Source organism: Acinetobacter sp. UBA3106 (assembly GCA_002365595.1).
Classification (GTDB): domain Bacteria; phylum Pseudomonadota; class Gammaproteobacteria; order Pseudomonadales; family Moraxellaceae; genus Acinetobacter.
In genome coordinates, this window is record DFAM01000001.1 from 49,396 (window position 1) to 66,735 (window position 17,340).

Annotated in this window: 22 protein-coding genes and 1 pseudogene; 9 read left to right on the forward strand and 14 right to left on the reverse strand. The window is 41.6% G+C overall.

What is annotated here, in order from left to right:
- From B4C48_RS00260 to B4C48_RS00295, 8 genes are all read right to left on the reverse strand, one after another.
- On the reverse strand, window positions 1-701 hold a 701-nt coding region (locus B4C48_RS00260), incomplete at its 3' end, for an amidophosphoribosyltransferase (RefSeq protein ID WP_291352266.1).
- A 24-nt stretch (window positions 702-725) separates the two neighbouring features.
- A complete protein-coding gene (locus tag B4C48_RS00265) occupies window positions 726-1,310 on the reverse strand; it encodes a CvpA family protein (RefSeq protein ID WP_291352268.1) in 585 nt (194 codons plus the stop codon).
- Window positions 1,307-2,317 (reverse strand): quinone-dependent dihydroorotate dehydrogenase, encoded by a 1,011-nt coding sequence (locus B4C48_RS00270; protein WP_291352270.1) that lies wholly within the window; start codon window positions 2,315-2,317, stop codon window positions 1,307-1,309. The genes B4C48_RS00265 and B4C48_RS00270 overlap by 4 nt, the downstream gene beginning before the upstream one ends.
- Before the next feature lie 90 nt (window positions 2,318-2,407).
- A complete protein-coding gene (gene gspM, locus B4C48_RS00275; protein ID WP_291352272.1) occupies window positions 2,408-2,887 on the reverse strand; it encodes a type II secretion system protein GspM in 480 nt (159 codons plus the stop codon).
- Window positions 2,887-4,026, reverse strand: a complete 1,140-nt coding sequence (gene gspL, locus B4C48_RS00280; protein WP_291352274.1) for a type II secretion system protein GspL — start codon at window positions 4,024-4,026, stop codon at window positions 2,887-2,889. The genes gspM and gspL overlap by 1 nt, the downstream gene beginning before the upstream one ends.
- A gap of 30 nt (window positions 4,027-4,056) precedes the next feature.
- Window positions 4,057-4,512 carry a SixA phosphatase family protein gene (locus tag B4C48_RS00285; protein ID WP_291352276.1) on the reverse strand — a complete coding sequence of 152 codons (456 nt, stop codon included), beginning with the start codon at window positions 4,510-4,512 and terminating at the stop codon, window positions 4,057-4,059.
- A gap of 71 nt (window positions 4,513-4,583) precedes the next feature.
- Window positions 4,584-5,657 carry an NAD(P)H-dependent glycerol-3-phosphate dehydrogenase gene (locus tag B4C48_RS00290; protein ID WP_291352278.1) on the reverse strand — a complete coding sequence of 358 codons (1,074 nt, stop codon included), beginning with the start codon at window positions 5,655-5,657 and terminating at the stop codon, window positions 4,584-4,586.
- Between the two features lie 33 nt (window positions 5,658-5,690).
- Window positions 5,691-6,266 carry a nitroreductase family protein gene (locus B4C48_RS00295; protein ID WP_291352280.1) on the reverse strand — a complete coding sequence of 192 codons (576 nt, stop codon included), beginning with the start codon at window positions 6,264-6,266 and terminating at the stop codon, window positions 5,691-5,693.
- 227 nt (window positions 6,267-6,493) lie between these two features.
- On the opposite strand from B4C48_RS00295, the gene B4C48_RS00300 reads away from it, so the two are divergent.
- Window positions 6,494-6,874, forward strand: a complete 381-nt coding sequence (locus B4C48_RS00300) for a hypothetical protein (RefSeq protein ID WP_291352282.1) — start codon at window positions 6,494-6,496, stop codon at window positions 6,872-6,874.
- 130 nt (window positions 6,875-7,004) lie between these two features.
- Here the strand turns inward: B4C48_RS00300 and rhlB are convergent, their stop codons facing one another.
- Together rhlB and B4C48_RS00310 are read right to left on the reverse strand one after the other, a co-directional pair.
- A complete protein-coding gene (gene rhlB / locus B4C48_RS00305; protein WP_291352284.1) occupies window positions 7,005-8,156 on the reverse strand; it encodes an ATP-dependent RNA helicase RhlB in 1,152 nt (383 codons plus the stop codon).
- Window positions 8,157-8,255: 99 nt separating this feature from the next.
- Window positions 8,256-8,468: a cold-shock protein gene (locus B4C48_RS00310; protein ID WP_004648643.1), complete on the reverse strand. Its 213-nt coding sequence runs from the start codon at window positions 8,466-8,468 to the stop codon at window positions 8,256-8,258.
- A 382-nt stretch (window positions 8,469-8,850) separates the two neighbouring features.
- Between B4C48_RS00310 and B4C48_RS00315 the strand changes: the two genes are divergently transcribed.
- From B4C48_RS00315 to B4C48_RS00335, 5 genes are all read left to right on the forward strand, one after another.
- Window positions 8,851-9,084: a sulfurtransferase TusA family protein gene (locus B4C48_RS00315; protein ID WP_291352286.1), complete on the forward strand. Its 234-nt coding sequence runs from the start codon at window positions 8,851-8,853 to the stop codon at window positions 9,082-9,084.
- A 139-nt stretch (window positions 9,085-9,223) separates the two neighbouring features.
- On the forward strand, window positions 9,224-10,093 hold the full coding sequence (gene rpoH, locus B4C48_RS00320) for an RNA polymerase sigma factor RpoH (RefSeq protein ID WP_086176049.1): 870 nt from the start codon (window positions 9,224-9,226) through the stop codon (window positions 10,091-10,093).
- Window positions 10,094-10,240: 147 nt separating this feature from the next.
- The gene (locus tag B4C48_RS00325) at window positions 10,241-10,606 is read left to right on the forward strand and encodes a DUF423 domain-containing protein (protein WP_291352289.1); all 366 of its coding nucleotides are present in this window, start codon (window positions 10,241-10,243) and stop codon (window positions 10,604-10,606) included.
- A gap of 24 nt (window positions 10,607-10,630) precedes the next feature.
- Window positions 10,631-10,828 (forward strand): sulfur carrier protein ThiS, encoded by a 198-nt coding sequence (thiS, locus tag B4C48_RS00330; RefSeq protein ID WP_291352291.1) that lies wholly within the window; start codon window positions 10,631-10,633, stop codon window positions 10,826-10,828.
- A 12-nt stretch (window positions 10,829-10,840) separates the two neighbouring features.
- Window positions 10,841-11,626, forward strand: coding sequence for a thiazole synthase (locus B4C48_RS00335; protein WP_291352293.1), 786 nt, complete (start codon window positions 10,841-10,843; stop codon window positions 11,624-11,626).
- 59 nt (window positions 11,627-11,685) lie between these two features.
- Here the strand turns inward: B4C48_RS00335 and B4C48_RS00340 are convergent.
- The 3 genes and pseudogenes from B4C48_RS00340 to B4C48_RS00350 form a co-directional block, all read right to left on the reverse strand.
- A pseudogene (locus B4C48_RS00340) lies at window positions 11,686-12,005 on the reverse strand (putative quinol monooxygenase).
- 26 nt (window positions 12,006-12,031) lie between these two features.
- A complete protein-coding gene (locus B4C48_RS00345; protein WP_291352295.1) occupies window positions 12,032-12,613 on the reverse strand; it encodes an NAD(P)H-dependent oxidoreductase in 582 nt (193 codons plus the stop codon).
- Between the two features lie 187 nt (window positions 12,614-12,800).
- Complete coding sequence (locus tag B4C48_RS00350; protein ID WP_291352298.1) at window positions 12,801-13,412, reverse strand: glutathione binding-like protein; 612 nt, start codon at window positions 13,410-13,412, stop codon at window positions 12,801-12,803.
- A gap of 218 nt (window positions 13,413-13,630) precedes the next feature.
- Between B4C48_RS00350 and B4C48_RS00355 the strand changes: the two genes are divergently transcribed.
- From B4C48_RS00355 to trmB, 3 genes are all read left to right on the forward strand, one after another.
- Entirely contained in the window at window positions 13,631-15,079 is a 1,449-nt protein-coding gene (locus tag B4C48_RS00355; RefSeq protein WP_291352300.1) for a SulP family inorganic anion transporter, read from the forward strand.
- A 93-nt stretch (window positions 15,080-15,172) separates the two neighbouring features.
- Window positions 15,173-15,601, forward strand: a complete 429-nt coding sequence (locus B4C48_RS00360) for an EamA family transporter (protein WP_291352302.1) — start codon at window positions 15,173-15,175, stop codon at window positions 15,599-15,601.
- A 225-nt stretch (window positions 15,602-15,826) separates the two neighbouring features.
- Window positions 15,827-16,543, forward strand: coding sequence for a tRNA (guanosine(46)-N7)-methyltransferase TrmB (trmB, locus tag B4C48_RS00365; protein ID WP_291352304.1), 717 nt, complete (start codon window positions 15,827-15,829; stop codon window positions 16,541-16,543).
- 56 nt (window positions 16,544-16,599) lie between these two features.
- Here trmB and B4C48_RS00370 read toward each other — a convergent pair.
- Window positions 16,600-17,340 (reverse strand): aldehyde dehydrogenase family protein (locus B4C48_RS00370; protein WP_291352306.1); only part of this gene is annotated, 741 nt, incomplete at its 5' end.

Sequence of the window (17,340 nt, forward strand, 5' to 3'; positions counted from 1 at the left end):
TCTGAACTAATGAAAATGGCTTCACCCGGTTCAATATCACGTTCAACTTTAAAGCCTAAAGCGGTAATCGCCACAGACTCGGAAGCAATAATATATTCAGTGCCTTTTTCAGTTTCACGCGAACCATAAATCAGCGGACGAATACCATTTGGATCACGGAAACCAACCAGGCCATGGCCAGTAATCATGGCCACCACGCCATAAGCACCCTTACAGCGCTCATGTACACGTGTCACCACATCAAAAATATCTTCCGGTGAAGGATTCAATTTGCCGTTCTTGTGCATTTCATGGGCAAAAACGTTTAACAGTACTTCAGAATCCGAATCGGTATTCATGTGACGCAGGTCTGTTTTAAACAGGTCTTCATGAATTTCTTCAGCATTGGTCAAGTTACCGTTATGCGCCAGGGTAATCCCGTAAGGCGAGTTCACATAAAACGGCTGTGCTTCTGCACTGCTCGAAGAACCTGCTGTTGGATAACGCACATGACCAATACCGTAATTACCTAGCAATGCGCGCATATGACGGGTATGGAATACATCTCGTACCATGCCATTATCTTTACGCAAGAATAAACGGCCATTATGGCAAGTTACTATCCCAGCTGCATCCTGTCCACGATGTTGTAACATCGTTAACGCATCAAACAACATTTGGTTAACAGGTGATTTACCAGCTATACCAACTACTCCACACATAGCAACCTCGCAAACAAGCTAGGATTAATAAAAAGGATTATTTGTTGATTCGCCTGTACGCGCTGCATGCTTTTGCGTTTTTTCAGGCGCTGTGCCAGAAGATGGCACTGCATCTTCAGACTTGATATGAGAAAGCGCCCCTTGCGCCGCTTCTTTAGAAAGTTCGGTCGCCCAGGGTGCATAAGGAATAAGAAGCTGTACAAATTTAGATTGTTTCCAGTGGGGAGAACTTTCCACCCAAGGACCAACGCCCTGCATGGTAATGAGTACAATCAGTAAACCCTTTAAAGAACCAAAAGCACCGCCCGCCAGACGGTTGAGTGGACCAAGCTTGAGACTCTTCAATACTTTGTTCAGCAATGCAGTAATAATCCAGGTTAAGACCACCATCACCAATACAATAAATGCAAAAGCTGCTATTTTTTGTACGACTGGATCCGCACTGAGTGAGACCATCGAAGGTGCCAGGATGGTTGCATATTTTGCACCGATAACCAGTGCAAAAATCCATCCTACCAAGTTCGCAAAGGCTGAAACCAATCCTTTTCGCAAACCGTTGAGCCCTCCAATGAGCAAAATAATCAGTATGAAGATATCCAGTGTATTCATGGCGTGTTTAAAGCATCAATGCAATCTTTAACCAGAGCCGGACCTGTATATATGAGGCCACTATAAATTTGTACAAGGCTGGCACCTGCCTGTTTTTTCGCAACAGCCTGCTCGCCCGACAAAATCCCGCCTACACCAATTAATGGAATCTGCCCGTTTAATACTTTAGCAAAAGCTGCAAGACAAGCTGTACTTTTTTCAAATACCGGCGCCCCAGACAACCCGCCTGCTTCATCACCGTATTTCAGATTTTCCACACCTTCACGTGACAAGGTGGTATTGGTGACAATCAAACCATCAATTTTAAACTGGATCAATTGTTTCGCAATGAACTGAATATCTTCCTGAGTCAGATCAGGCGCAACTTTAAGCACTAAAGGTACATAATGCTGATGTTCTTCCGCCAGTTCAAGCTGACGCTTTCTTAAGGTTTGTAACAATTCAGTGAGGGCATCGCCGCTTTGCAGGCTACGCAAGTTTTTGGTGTTCGGTGATGAGATATTAACAGTGATATAAGACGCGTAGTTATAAACTTTTTCCAGACAGATCAGATAGTCATCCACTGCATTTTCAACTGGAGTATCGGCATTTTTACCAATATTAATGCCTAAAATGCCTTTGAATTTTGCTGCTTTGACATTTTCAACCAGCTTGTCTACCCCATCATTATTAAAACCCATACGGTTAATAATGGCTTTGGCTTCGGGTAAACGGAATAAACGGGGATGCGGATTGCCCGCCTGCGGGCGCGGTGTAATGGTTCCAATTTCAATAAAACCAAACCCCAGTCCAGCCAGGGCATCAATATATGCGCCATTTTTGTCTAAACCAGCTGCCAAACCCACCGGATTGGGGAATTCAATCCCCATACAGGTCATAGGTTTGGACGCTACGTTTTGACGCATCATGCCCATGCGATGAGCTGATTTCAATAACGATAATGTGAGCTCATGTGCACGCTCCGGTGCTAAAGAAAACAACAAAGGGCGGGCAAGAGAATACAACATATCTATAAAAGTCTACTGCTTTTTAAGTCGCCATATTATAGGCATAGCCTGTAAAAAACACCATGCTTAGCAGATCTTTATTTTTACCCATTATTGCACTGTCGCCGTTAATTTAATCTGACCAGCCTCAGAAATTAGTTCTATTTTTTCAAGACTTAGACCCATCTGCGCCAATTGGGTTAAAAAATTTGCCAAAATGGCATAATTTTCATGTGACGCGACAATCAGAATCTGTTCACCGGTTTGCTGAGATGCCACAGATAATCCCTGCTGCTGGGCTACACGCTGGACTTTATCTGCCGCAGTTAACTGCAAATCATCTGCGGGTTTCATGGTCACTGCATTGCTTTGCATCCATACAATCATGTCTTTAAAATCGTTAACCCGATTCTGCTGTTTATTCGCGGCGGCATGCATATACCAAAGTACTGAACCAATAGCTGCAACTACAACAAAAATAGTGGTAAAGATCACCATATAACGTTCACGTTGCGACAATTGATCCAGATAATCCGTGACTTTTTCAATAGATTGATCAATCGAGTTTTGCAGTTTTTCTGATGTCTTCATTATTGTATTTTCACCAATCCAATTGCACCTGCACCATTGGGCTGAATATTACCCAATTCTGCCTTAAAGCCTTGCGAATTTAGCTGTTGAGCTAGGTTTTGCAAAGCAGTCGCAGAATTAGCTTTCAATTCCATATTTAAAATAGACGCATCATAAGCAATCCGATTGGCCACAATCTGATTTTGCATGAGTACAGGGCCAACACGGCTGAGCAACTGTAAAGCCTGGGTATTGGCACTTTTATTTAAGCGCAAGTGACTTTCAAACTGGCTTTTTAAGTTCTGTTCGGTGACACGACTACTCTGTCCAAACCAGTATTTATACTGATCAATAGCTTGTAATGCCGTCTGGTCAGCCACTTTTTTATATTTATACCAGCGTATTGCATCATAGCCAAACTGAACCATTAAAACTGCCACCAATACGGCAGCACAGGCTTTCCAATAGCCAGATACGCCCGAGCTATTTTTGGCTTTAGGCAGAATATTAAAAGAATGATGTTGCGCTTTTTTTAATACTGGCACTTCATAATGAAAAGATTCAATCTGTTCATGCGTCACCATGGCTTCAAGGCTTTGCATCTGTTCAGCAGTAAAATTACTGATTTTATAAGATTGCCCTGGAGGCTGATAATCTAAAAACAGCGCCAGATCATCAACCGAATTTCCCATAAATTCACTTTCACGAACCAGCAAACGTCCCGATACATTTGCAATGACGGTTTGCCCTGCTTCTGGTAGCGGCAAAATGAGAAAATCCGGCAATAAGGAAACAACTTTAACCGGAATTAAGCTCAAGGCATGTTGCAAGGTTTCAACCATGCTATTTGCTACACCCAAAATGATCAATTGATCTGGATTTTGAAAGTGATGCAATACCTTCATTGAATCGATGGGCAAAACTACAAATTCTTCTAATAAATATTTGACCCCGTCAGGCCCCAATTTTTTATATTGCGGCTTGGCCAGGCTTTGTTGCAACATTTGCACATTGCGACTCGGGAAAAATACAACTGTTTCTTGTCCATGATAGCCTTGAATGTCTTGAATTAACTGTTCAAGACTAGAGGCCTGAGACCAGCTCTCTCCAGTCGACCATTGCCAAACCCCATTGGCTTCAGGCATCCATAAATACAACATTAATGTTTTTCTGCCGTTTTAATTAATATTTTATGCGTTTGGAATAAAACTTTTTAACTGGGTAGATAGTCCAGTTGCAATCACTGCTTGCTCATATATCCGCGCTTCAGCCAGAGCATACGGATGAAAAGGCTCAACTGTCAACAATGATGCTATATGCGCCACCACATTCATATGACAAACCACCACAATGGATTCATAAGGCAACTGTGACAACCAGTCAATCGCTGCTTTCGCATCATCATCAGGTTTGATCTTATTGCACACCAACACCGGTACATCACGAAAATAATATTGCAAGTGTGCCAAAGTTTCTTGCGCGCGCAATAAGGGACTCACCACAAAAACATCAGGCTGGATGATATCTTTTAAATATCTAGCACTAAGCTCCGCCTGCTTATGTCCACGCTCGGTTAAAGGACGCTTATCATCATTACCATGCACCGCTGGAGCAGCTTCACCATGACGTACTAAGGTAAGTTGCATAAAAATTTCCTGATTTTGAATATACCGTCATTATAACCAAGCTTTATGAACGCAATATCATGATTGAAAAATTACACCTCATTATGAGGTAATACAAATTCCACATCACTACGGTGGCCATTTTTCATGAGTGAAAGTGCAATGTTTAAAGGCGGCGCACCTTCAAAAATCACATCATATAATGCGCTGGTAATTGGCATATACACATCCAATTCTTCGGAACGGCTGCGTACCTGCACAATGGTGTTAATCCCTTCAGCGGTTTGACCCAATTCCTGAGTGGCCTGTTCCAGACTTTTACCTGAACCCAGGGCAAAACCAACCTGATAATTACGGCTGAGCGGGCTATTACAGGTTGCAAACAAGTCACCCACACCGGACAAGCCTAAGAAAGTGAGTGGGTTTGCGCCCAATTTCACCGCAAAACGGCTCATTTCTGCCAGCGCACGGGTCAAAATCATACTCTTGGTGTTTTCACCCACATGATAAGCAGCAGCCATGCCCATTGCCACGGCATAAATATTTTTCAACGCTCCGCCCAGTTCCACACCATGCACATCATCACTGGCAAAAACCCGGAACAATGCGCTATGTAACGCTTGCTGCACCGCATAACGCACCAGTTCCGACTCACTGGCGATCACCGTTCCTGCAGGTTGCCCGGCCATAATTTCTTTGGCCAGGTTCGGTCCTGAAAGTACGCCATATGGAACCTGAGGCAATTCCTCGCGAATAATATCGCTCATAAAATGGAAAGTTTTCGCCTCAATCCCTTTGGTCAAGGAAATAACGGCTTGCGAGCTAATAAAAGGCTTAATCTGTTTCAGCACATCACGAAAAGAATGACTAGGAATAGCCACCAAAATAATGTCACGATCACAAACGGCCGTTTCCAGATCCGAAACTGCCTGTAAACCCGACTCCAAAACAAAATCGGGTAAATAGCGCTTGTTGATATGAGTCTGATTAATTTCTGCTGCTGCCGCTTCATCACGAATCCAGATCATGGTATCGCAACCGTTACGTACAGCGGTATTGGCCATAGCCGTACCAAAACTGCCTCCACCCAATACCGTTACACGCAAGGCCGTTTTCTGATCAATTACAACCGGCTCAACAAGATCTGAAAATTTCAACTCTGACATTATTTTTATATCTCTACTCATGATTCAATACAGTTATTTATTCCAATAACTGACATAATTTTGTGTATTCACTGGGATACGCGCTGGAATTGCTTTTACTGCTGTTCCAATATAGATAATTCCTGAAATTAAATCATCTTCTGCCAGCCCCAGAAGTCGCTTAAACAGTGGTGACTCAATCACTGCCCCGCTACGCCACATGGTTGAAAAGCCCTGTACCTGCAAAGATAACAAGAAGTTTTCAATTGCCGCTCCCGAACTTAAGGTTTGTTCAAAATTAGGAACTTTGGGATGCGGTTGAAACTGGGTTAATGCCAAAACCAGCAGTGGTGCACGAAACGGATGGTTTTTAACCCGTTCCAACTGAGCTGGGTCGGTTTCACCCAAATCAGCCAAAGCCTTTGACAGCAATTCTCCAAAAGCACCACGTTGATCACTCGGAATGACCACAAAACGGGTCGGCTTTAAACGATGATGATCTGGTGCAGTCAGCGCTGCCTGAAAGGCTTTTTCCAGTTGATCTGCATTCGGAGCAGGCTCAACCAAATGCCCAATCGACTGACGCTGATGAATATTTTGATGAACCGTGTCTACCGCTGAATCCGTCATTGACTTTTATATCTGTGTACTGAAATATATCACCAAGATTAGCATAATCCGGTTCAGTTACTCTAGAGCATTGCGTGGATGTATCTCTCTCCATATTCATCTCGCGTCCCCATCAGTCACATAGTACACATATAAAGCTGCATTTTTTATACAAGTCCTTCAAATATCATTCAAAAAATCATGTTCAAATAACTTAAATTCTTTCTAAAACAATCCAGGGGAAAAAGATGAATCAAGTTTTTGCGCTCGCTTCAACTGTTGCCGTTGCTCTTGCCTTAACTGCCTGTGCATCTAATCCAACCACATCATTAGCTGTTCAAAAAGAAAACAATCAATATGAAGTGACCGGTATAGGGAAAAGCAGTTTAATTTCTAAAAACAACGCGATTGCTGCAGCCAATAACGCTTGTGGTAAAAAAGCCACACCTGTCGTTGTGAATGAAAAAACCGAATACAACGGTGCCTTAAAAGGTGTAGTGGATGAACAGACTGGACAAATGATTCAGGCCGCAACCACGGTACTCGGTACACTGGCTGGCAAAAGCGGCAGTCTGGCACGTGATGAGGATTATCAAACTGTCTTGACCTTTACCTGTCGAGCCAACTAAAGCTTCTAATAAGGGTCTATTTCATCTTATTCACTCAATAAAATGTCTAGATCAAGAAGCAAAAAAGCCGCTTATTGAAGCGGCTTTTTTAGTTTTCATCTTATTTAATATGTAGATCAAAGTCTTAAGATTAACAGTAACCTTCTAAACGGGTTAAAGGCAATTTCTGGCCAATGGCCTTTTCAATTTCTGGAAGATAGAACGCATCATCTTCAGACAGGAAACTGATACTGACTCCACTTGTTCCCGCACGACCGGTACGGCCAATACGATGTACATAGTCATCTGACTGTTCAGGCAGGGTAAAGTTAATCACATGTGATACGCCATCCACATGGATTCCACGACCTGCAACATCGGTTGCGATCATAATATTATGTTGACCATTCTTGAACTGATCCAGCATTTTTAAACGCTTGTCCTGTGCGATTTCACCAGACAGCATCACCACCTTATAACCATCTTTTTTCAAATGATCATAAAGTTTACGCACCTGATCACGACGATTGGCAAAAATCATGACTTTTTCAATCGGTTCGTCACGTAAAATTTCTTGCAACAACTTATATTTATCTGTTTTTGCAACCATATAAACGCGCTGTTCTACATCGGCATTGGTTTTCTTTTCCGGCTCAATCTCTACAGTCACCGGCTCAAATAACCACTGTTGTGCCAAATTCAACACATCATAACTAAAGGTTGCAGAGAACATTAAGGTTTGACGTTGTTCTTTACGCGGAGAAAAACGAACAATCCGTTTGACCGATGGAATGAAGCCCATATCTAGCAAACGGTCTGCTTCATCAATCACCAAAAATTCAATCTGGTCCAGCCAGACTTCTTTTTGCTCGACAAAATCAATTAAACGGCCGGGAGTCGCGACAATAATATCGACAAAATTTTTATCCAGCTGGGCTTTTTGCTTATCAAAATCCACCCCACCCAACAAAGTTACCAGATGCAGGTCGGTAAATTTAGTCAGCTCTTTGGCATCACTCTCAATCTGTAAAGCCAGCTCACGCGTTGGAGCTAAAATCAGCGCACGTGCTTCGCCACGAAAGCGTTGCTCTTTAATCGGATTGTTGAGCAAATCATTAATGACACTCACCAGGAAAGCCGCAGTTTTCCCGGTACCGGTTTGTGCACGACCAATGGCATCATGTCCAGCCAAAGTGAATTTTAAAACCTTTTCCTGAATAGGCGTCATTTCTTTAAAACCTAAAGCATCAATTGCCTGTTTCAGTTTCGGATGTAAATTTAAGGTTTCAAAACCAGATGACATATAAATGTGCTCTAACTTAATAATCAGAAAAAATAGAAGTCTATTATAAACAAAAACGCCCCAAATTACATTGGGGCGTTCTCATGAATAATCAGGCGATTAGTCTAAAGGTTGTACTTCTTCAGCTTGGAAGCCTTTTTGACCTTTAACTACGCTGAATTCAACACGTTGGCCATCACGAAGTGAACGGTGACCGTCACCTTGGATAGCGCGGAAATGAACGAATACGTCGTCGCCGCCGTTACGTTGAATAAAGCCGAAGCCTTTAGTGTCGTTGAACCATTTAACTACGCCTTGTTCACGAGCTGTCATAAGTTAATCCTCATTGTATTTAATTAAAGGACCACCCGGTGTTGCAAACAGCAGAGTAAACAAGGTTTAAAAATAATTATTATTTCTAAGCTTGTAATCATTCTGTATTACTATTAACAAAATCCCGGTTACATCCATTGCGATATTCACTTTTAAGACATTTAAAATGCTGTCATAAATTTGAATACGCGACGAGCTTAACATGGGTTTCTAACAATTCATACTATTTTTTTCGATTAATCTTCTTTTTGATTCAGCTTCTTTTTTACTAATTATTTCCTTATCTTATATAAGTAATTTTATGTTGAAGATATATAATTTCATTTGGTTCTGGCACTAAATTTGCTAATATTTATTTAAAGTTAATCAGATATAAAATGTGATGAATGATCTAGTCAATTCTGCAGTCATGATTGATGCTATCGGCAAACCCTGCCCCATGCCGTTATTGATGCTTAAACGGGCACTTAAAAACAATCCTGCGCATTTATTCCTGCTGAAATCATCAGATCCGCATAGTCAGCAAGATGTAACGCGTTATTGTCAAATGCATCAGCTCAACTGCACGATGACCAAAATTTCTGATTCTGAATATCACTACTTAATTGAATCTTAATTATTTTCGATTAAACTAGAACTTTTCAAATATGCATAAAAAATTACATTTCTCTACCCAATTTTCCCAAATTCACCGAAATATTGGATTAAGATAAATTTATTAAGATGGTTATGCATCCCATTCTAAAGGAGAACACATGAGTGACAGCAGCAATCAATTGATGCCCCTGTCATTATCGGCACCAGGGGTAAATCTCGGTGCTTATATCAGTACTGTCAATCAGATTCCTATTTTAACGGCTGAACAAGAAAAAGAGTTAGCTGAACGCTACTACTATGACCAGGATTTAGATGCCGCAAAAATGCTCGTGATGTCACATTTGCGTTTTGTGGTTCATATAGCCCGTAGTTATGCCGGTTATGGTTTGCCTCAAGGTGACCTGATTCAAGAAGGCAACCTGGGTTTAATGAAAGCGGTAAAACGCTTTGATCCGAATATGGGTGTGCGTTTGGTGTCTTTTGCTGTGCACTGGATTAAAGCTGAAATTCATGAATACGTAATCCGTAACTGGCGTATTGTTAAAATTGCGACCACCAAAGCGCAACGTAAATTATTCTTTAATCTGCGTAGCCTTAAAAAATCTAGTAAAAAATTAACACTAGATGAAGCCCAATCTATTGCCAATGACTTGAATGTGACACCTGAACAGGTATTGGAAATGGAAGGCCGTCTTACCGCCTATGATGCAGCTTTTGAAGCGCAAGGTGATGACGATGATGAAGGATCAACCCATGTTGCACCAGCTTTATATCTGGAAGACAACCGTTACGACCCAGCACGTTTAGCTGAGGAAGAAGATTACGAAGAACAAAGCACTTCTGCTCTTCATGATGCCATGGATCAGCTGGATGACCGTTCACGTAACATCTTACAGCGCCGCTGGTTAGATGATGAAAAATCAACCCTGCATGAATTAGCTGCTGAATATAATGTTTCTGCTGAACGTATTCGTCAGTTAGAAAAAAATGCCATGGAAAAAATCAAAGTCGCCATGTCTTCTAATTAAGATATCGGGCTGATTTTTTCTGTGATAAAGAAAGGGCTGCGTGCCCTTTTTTTATCATTTGGACATTGATGTTGTTGCTTTTAGCCTTTTGTGCACAGCATAAAATATGCTAAGTTAGGCGCAAATTTCCTCAGGTGATAATTGCTTATGTGGATTGCAATTTCAGCCCTTAATTTAGCTTTTGCCGTCATGCTGGGTGCTTTTGGCGCCCATGGATTAAAAGCTCACGCCAGCGAAGCGCAGTTGGCCTGGTGGCAGACTGCAACTGATTATTTTTTCTATCACGCACTTGGACTTTTAGCCCTCACCATTTTAGCCAAAGTCATTCCCGAACTTCCGATTAAAGCCAGTTTTATCCTGATTCAATTGGGTATTTTCTTTTTCTGTGGCTCACTTTATGTCATGGCTTTAGGTTTACCTCGGATTTTAGGTGCAATCACCCCGATTGGTGGAGCTTTAATGATTGCAGGCTGGCTGGTCTTAGCCTGGAATGCATTCAAATACGTAAAATAATTAAGTGAAACAGGAAATCTCACTATGCATATATATTTAAATGGCGAATCCAAAGATACCTCATGCACCAATTTATTAGCATTAATTCAAGAGCTTGAACTTGAAGGTAAACGCTTTGCTGTAGAAAAAAATGAAATGATCATTTCCAAAAGCAAATTGGCCCAGACCCCTATTTGCGCTGAAGATCAGATTGAAATTATTCATGCCGTCGGTGGCGGCTAATTCGGAGCTCCCATGGAAGATACCCCGCTTATAATTGGTTCGCGTAGATTTAATTCACGTTTATTGGTTGGTACAGGTAAATATAAAGATTTAACTGAAACCGATTTAGCCATTCAGGCCAGTGGTGCAGAGATTGTCACGGTCGCAATCCGTCGGGTTAATATTGGCCAGCACCCTGATCAGCCGAATTTGCTTTCGGTTGTTCCTCCAGAAAAATATACCATTCTGCCCAATACTGCGGGATGCTTTGATGCCAACAGCGCAGTGCGTACCTGTATGCTGGCACGTGAACTTTTAGATGGTCATAATCTGGTTAAACTGGAAGTGCTGGGTGATGAAAAAACCCTTTATCCCAATATCACCGAAACCTTGAAAGCTGCCCGCACCTTAATTGACGATGGCTTTGAAATCATGGTCTATACCTCGGATGACCCGATTGTGGCGCAAGAGTTAGAAAGTATGGGCTGTGTGGCAATCATGCCTTTAGGCAGCCTGATTGGTTCAGGTCTGGGGATTTTGAATCCGCACACCATTTCCATTATTAAAGAAAATGCCAAAGTTCCGGTATTAGTTGATGCAGGTGTCGGTACAGCCAGTGATGCTGCTATTGCCATGGAACTGGGTTGTGACGGCGTCCTGATGAATACCGCCATTGCTGCTGCACAAAATCCTGTCTTAATGGCATCTGCAATGAAAAAAGCCGTTGAAGCCGGTCGTGAAGCATTCCTTGCAGGACGTATGCCGCGTAAACGTATGGCCAATGCAAGTTCACCTGAAACCGGTTATTTCTTTAAATAAAGTTAGAATCTGAAAAAGGACTCATTTGAGTCCTTTTTTATATTTCAAGAAGAATGTACTTAACTGCTTAAACCCTTTTGCATAATCCGGATTTTAACATTCAGCATATCATCTTTACTTGTTGCTGATAGGCTTGCATATGGGGCGTCTGTAAATGAGCATTCAAATGCTCAATACTTTCCCAATGTTCCAACATGGTAATTGAATCAGGTGATTTAGTCTGATAATCAACAATCGATTCATGATCGACCAGTAACTCATAGCCATAACAACCATCTTCCTGCAACACAACTGGTGTTATTTTCCTAAAGGCGTCTAGCACGTTTTCACGATGTTGAGTACCTGAGCGAATCTGGATATCTGCAATCACAACCAACATAGTCTGCTCCTTAAATATCCCATCCATCAGGCAAAAACATCCATCAAATGCTGAAGATATTTATGTTTATATTCAGCGACATTAGGTATTTTAATCACATCATTCACGATGAAGGTGTCTAAACTTTTCATCCCCAAAAATTGATTGGCTTTATGGAATGGGAGATAAACCCCATCGACGCCAACACCATGAAAGAATTGCTCAGCATCATTAAACGCTTCGATAGGCGCATTCCAGGTTAAGGACAGCATATACTTTTTATCGTGAATAAGACCACCTGAACCATATTTTTTTGATGCATCCGAACGTGATCGACCATCACTGGCATATAAAGTTCCATGCCCTTCAGTAAAAATGTCATCGATATATTTTTTGACTGTCCACGGTGCGCCCATCCACCATCCTGGCATTTGATAAATAATGACATCCGCCCAGACATATTTTTGAATTTCCTGCTGAATGTCATAGTCGCTGTCTGCACAAGAAATTTTAATACGATGACCAAGTTCGCCAAGCACGGTTTTTGCCAGCTCAGTCAAGGTGTCATTTAATTCACCTTTCGAATGTGCGAACTGTTTGGCACCATTCACTATCAGAATATTACTCATTCATTTGCCTTTAATGATTTATGGTCAGGCGTCAATATACGTAAATATCTTATTGATAAAAATTCATGAATTTGCAAAATACTATTGATAAAAAATCAATAATTAAATTTTATAGTTATTCAATATTCCAAAATTTTAAATCCAAGAAAAAAGCACCCGAAGGTGCTTTTCAAATCACTGCACAGAATTAAGGAATCAAACCTTCATCTCGCATGGCAATTTGTACCGACTGGCGCTCAGCCACTTTATTACGCAGTGCGATCACATTGGTATAGGGGGTCAAGTCATGCCCAATCCCATTCGACCAGTTTGTTAACACAAATAGATAAGCGTCTGCAGGACCAAAGTTGTCATCAACTAAATAGTCGTTATCCGATTCGCCAATCGTATTGTTGATATGGGTTAATAAACGATCAATTTCAGCGTAGGCTTTTTCTTTAGCTTTGCCTTCTAAAGGAGCACCAAAGAAAACCGCATAAGCATCATGTAATTCTGAATTTAAATAACCCAACCATTCTAGAACTTTGGCACGCCCGAGCCCAGATGGTGGAATCAAATCTTGTTTTGGATCGTGCTGTGCAAGGAAAGGTAAAATGGCAACATTTTCAGTAAGAATCAGACCTGGATTAATTTCTAAAGCGGGAACATAACCTTTAGGGTTAATCGCATAATAATCTGTACCTTTTTCAGTTTTATGTGTTCTTAAATCAACGCGCTCCAAGTCAAAATCGACATTAATTTCATTTAAAATGATATGTGATGCCAAAGAACATGCACCTGGAGAGTAATAAAGCTTCATACCTGATCCTTGTTATATATCTATTCACTGTTTTAAATTGCTTCTAACAAACTTTCAAGTGATCAAACCTGTAAATTGCAAAAAAGCGTAAATGTATAAAAATCACTTACCTTTTGAATATTGTATAAATCGCTTTTATTTTCAAGTCAAACTCGGATGCTTTTTTGCCTAAACTTGTTTTACCATACGCATCTTTAAAGTTTGATGAATAAATTATTGTGATGAGCCTGAAAAAAGAACAATGGTTTTCCAATATCCGCACCGATATATTGGCCGGTTTGGTGGTAGGTTTAGCGCTCATCCCCGAGTCGATTGCCTTTTCTGCGATTGCAGGCGTTGACCCACAAGTCGGTCTGTATGCCTCTTTCTGTATTGCGGTGACCATTGCTTTCTTTGGCGGTCGTACAGCGATGATTTCAGCCGCTACCGGCGCCATGGCCTTACTGATGATTACCCTGATCAAGGATCACGGTTTGCAATATTTACTGGCAGCCACCATTTTGACCGGTATCCTTCAGGTGATTGCAGGCTATTTTAAAGTTGCCAAGCTGATGCGCTTTGTATCGCAGTCGGTGGTCTATGGGTTTCTTAATGCTTTGGCAATTTTAATTTTTGTCGCTCAACTTCCTGAAATAGGCAAGATGAATAGCTTAGGCTATTTGTTTATGGCGATGGGTCTGGTGATTATTTACCTGTTTCCTCATATCCCGAAAATAGGTAAAACAATTCCCTCACCTTTGATCTGTATTGTTGTGCTCAGTGCTCTAGCGGTATTTTTGGGTGCTGACATGCGTACCGTAAGTGATTTGGGACATTTTCCAGATACACTTCCTATTTTCCTGATTCCAGAAATTCCACTGAACTTTGAAACCTTAAAAATTGTTTTCCCTTACTCCATTACGCTGGCTACTGTCGGTTTACTTGAAACCATGATGACCACGACAGTGATTAATGAAGTCACTGGAACTGAAGCTGACCGTCATCAGGAATGCCGCGGTCAAGGTTATGCCAACATTGTCAACGGGTTTATGGGCGGTATGGCGGGTTGCGCCATGATTGGTCAATCGATTATTAATGTTTCTTCAGGTGCACGCACTCGCCTTTCCACACTTGTTGCCGGCGTGTTTTTGCTGTGTTTGGTGGTTTTTCTGAAAGACTGGCTGGCTTATGTCCCGATGGCAGCATTGGTTGCGATTATGATTATGGTGTCTTTTACCACTTTCCAGTGGGACTCAGTCAAACAGTTCCGCAAGCACCCTGCTTCCTTTAATGTGGTGATGATCGCGGTGGTGATTGTAGTATTGGCCACACACAATCTTGCATTAGGGGTATTTATTGGTGTGCTACTGTCTGCACTGTTCATCATCAATAAGCTTGAAAGTGAAGTAAAAGTCAGCTCAGTATTACTCAATCAATCAATACGTCGTTACAAGATTTCAGGACAAATTTTCTTTAGCAGTTCAGAAAAATTTTTCCAGTTTTTTGACTTTCAAGAACCGATTGATCAAGTCAATATAGATCTGACCCATGCTCATATTTGGGACATTACTTCAGTCAATATGTTGAATACTGTGGTACAGAAATTTAGAGATCAAAATATTCAAGTCGAAATTATGGGATTAAATGAGGCCAGTAGCACTCTAATTGACCGCTATAATCCACTTTAACTTTTAATTAAAATGATAGTGCCAGCATCACTGCTATCGTACATAGATTCCCAATGCGTGGGCAGCTAAAACTAAAAATAGATAGGCCAGCATATGAATACAAATCATTGGTTTATGTGGGCAATATTATCTGCCTGCTTCGCGGCCTTGACCGCCATATTTGCCAAAGTGGGTTTACGCCAGGTCGATTCTGACCTGGCCACACTTCTTCGCACCGTGATTATTGTATTGGTATTAAGTTTAATGGTTTGGGGATTAGGCAAATGGCAGAATCCTTTATTACTTTCAGGTAAAACCTGGTTGTTTTTAACTTTGTCGGCTTTAGCAACTGGCGCCTCATGGTTGTGTTATTTTCGGGCCTTACAACTCGGTCCAGCCTCACAAGTGGCACCAATTGATAAACTCAGTGTGGTTTTAGTTTCCCTTTTTGCTGTTGTTTTTTTAGGTGAACGGCCTAGCCTGCAAGAATATTTAGGCATTGTCCTGATTGCGCTTGGCGTGCTCACCATTGCATTAAAATAATGCAATCCCCCTTCAAAATTTTCTAAGCCAATATTTTTTATAAAGTAATTAATACTCACAACTTAACCCCGTTATTTCTTAGGTCTCAACTTTTATTACAGCAAATAATGACGCAACAACAGCATGACTCTGCGGTCTTTGTGGCATCTTAAAAATGAAAAAGTTTGACTTGTTAGGTTCAGGACTTAAAATACCGCATTCGAATTTTTTACATTTGCCAAAGTTATGTCGAACGATCAATTAGACCAGCAAGTCGTAGAGCTGGACAACTTGAATGAACATCGCGAAATTGTCACTTTTATGCGTCGTTCATCTCCGCTGAATACCTCTCAACGTACTGCGCTTGAACAATATGGTCACCTAATTTTGGAATATCCGGTGGGTGATTTACGTCAGCAGTTCGAACATCCGGAACGCCCGCTTACTGTAGAAATTGGTTTCGGTATGGGCCGTTCACTGGTACTGATGGCTAAAGCCAACCCTGAACGCAACTATGTGGGTATTGAAGTGCATGTTCCGGGTATTGCGCAATGTGTGTATGAAGCGGGCATGGCAGGCTTAACCAATCTACGCTTATTGGATGCCGATGCCATTCAGGTGCTTCGTGAAATGCCAGACAATAGCATTAACGCAATACAACTCTATTTCCCTGATCCATGGCAAAAGAAACGTCATTTCAAACGTCGCTTTGTATCGCATGACCGTATGCCACTGGTTGAACAGAAACTGGAAATGGGCGGGACTTTCCACTCTGCAACCGACTGGGAACCGTATGCCGAATGGATGCTGGATGTTTTGGATAACCGTCCAAATCTGGAAAATATGGCAGGCAAAGGCAATAGCTACCCTCGCCCTGACTGGCGTCCGCAAACTAAGTTTGAACGTCGTGGTTTAGAAGAAGGTCATAAAATTAACGACTTCCTGTTCAAGAAAATTGGCTGATTTCCCTAAAATCGGCAATAAAAAAGCGCTCTTCTGAGCGCTTTTTTATTGGATGATTAGCGTATAAATAAGCGGTAAATCAGCTGTTGAATCCATGTTCCATACGGTGGATAAATCAATTTCATTAAACTGAATTTTGGCCGTACAAAAACAGATTTGGCATGACTGAAAGTTTTAAAGCCTTCATGACCATGATAATGCCCCATGCCTGATGCACCAACGCCGCCAAAAGGCATATCTTCCATCCCTGCGGTCATCAATGTTTCATTCAGGCAAACACCGCCACTGTGGGTTTCATTCAGCACTTTCTGCTGTTCAGCCTTGTTATAGCCAAAGTAATACAAAGCCAATGGACGTTCACGCGCGTTGATATATTCAATCGCGTCATTAATATGCTCATAGCAGACAATCGGCAGAATAGGCCCAAAAATTTCATTCTGCATTAATTGCATATCGTCATTCACATCGGTAACGACTGCATGCGGCATGCGTCTACCCTCTGCTTCTGCTTCAATCTGGATCAGCTGTGCACCTTTTTGCTGGGCATCCATCAAATAATGCTGCAAACGTGCGAACTGACGCTCATTGACGATGGCCGTGTAATCGGGATTGTCAGCAATACTGTCCGGATAAAACTGCTGAATCACTTCAAAATAGGCTTTAATGAATTCATCCTGCTGGCTGCGATGCACCAGGGCATAATCCGGCGCTACACAGGTTTGACCTGCATTCATGGTTTTGCCAAAAGCGATCCGGCGTGCACTTTCTTTTAAGTCTGCATCTTGAGCCACAATGGC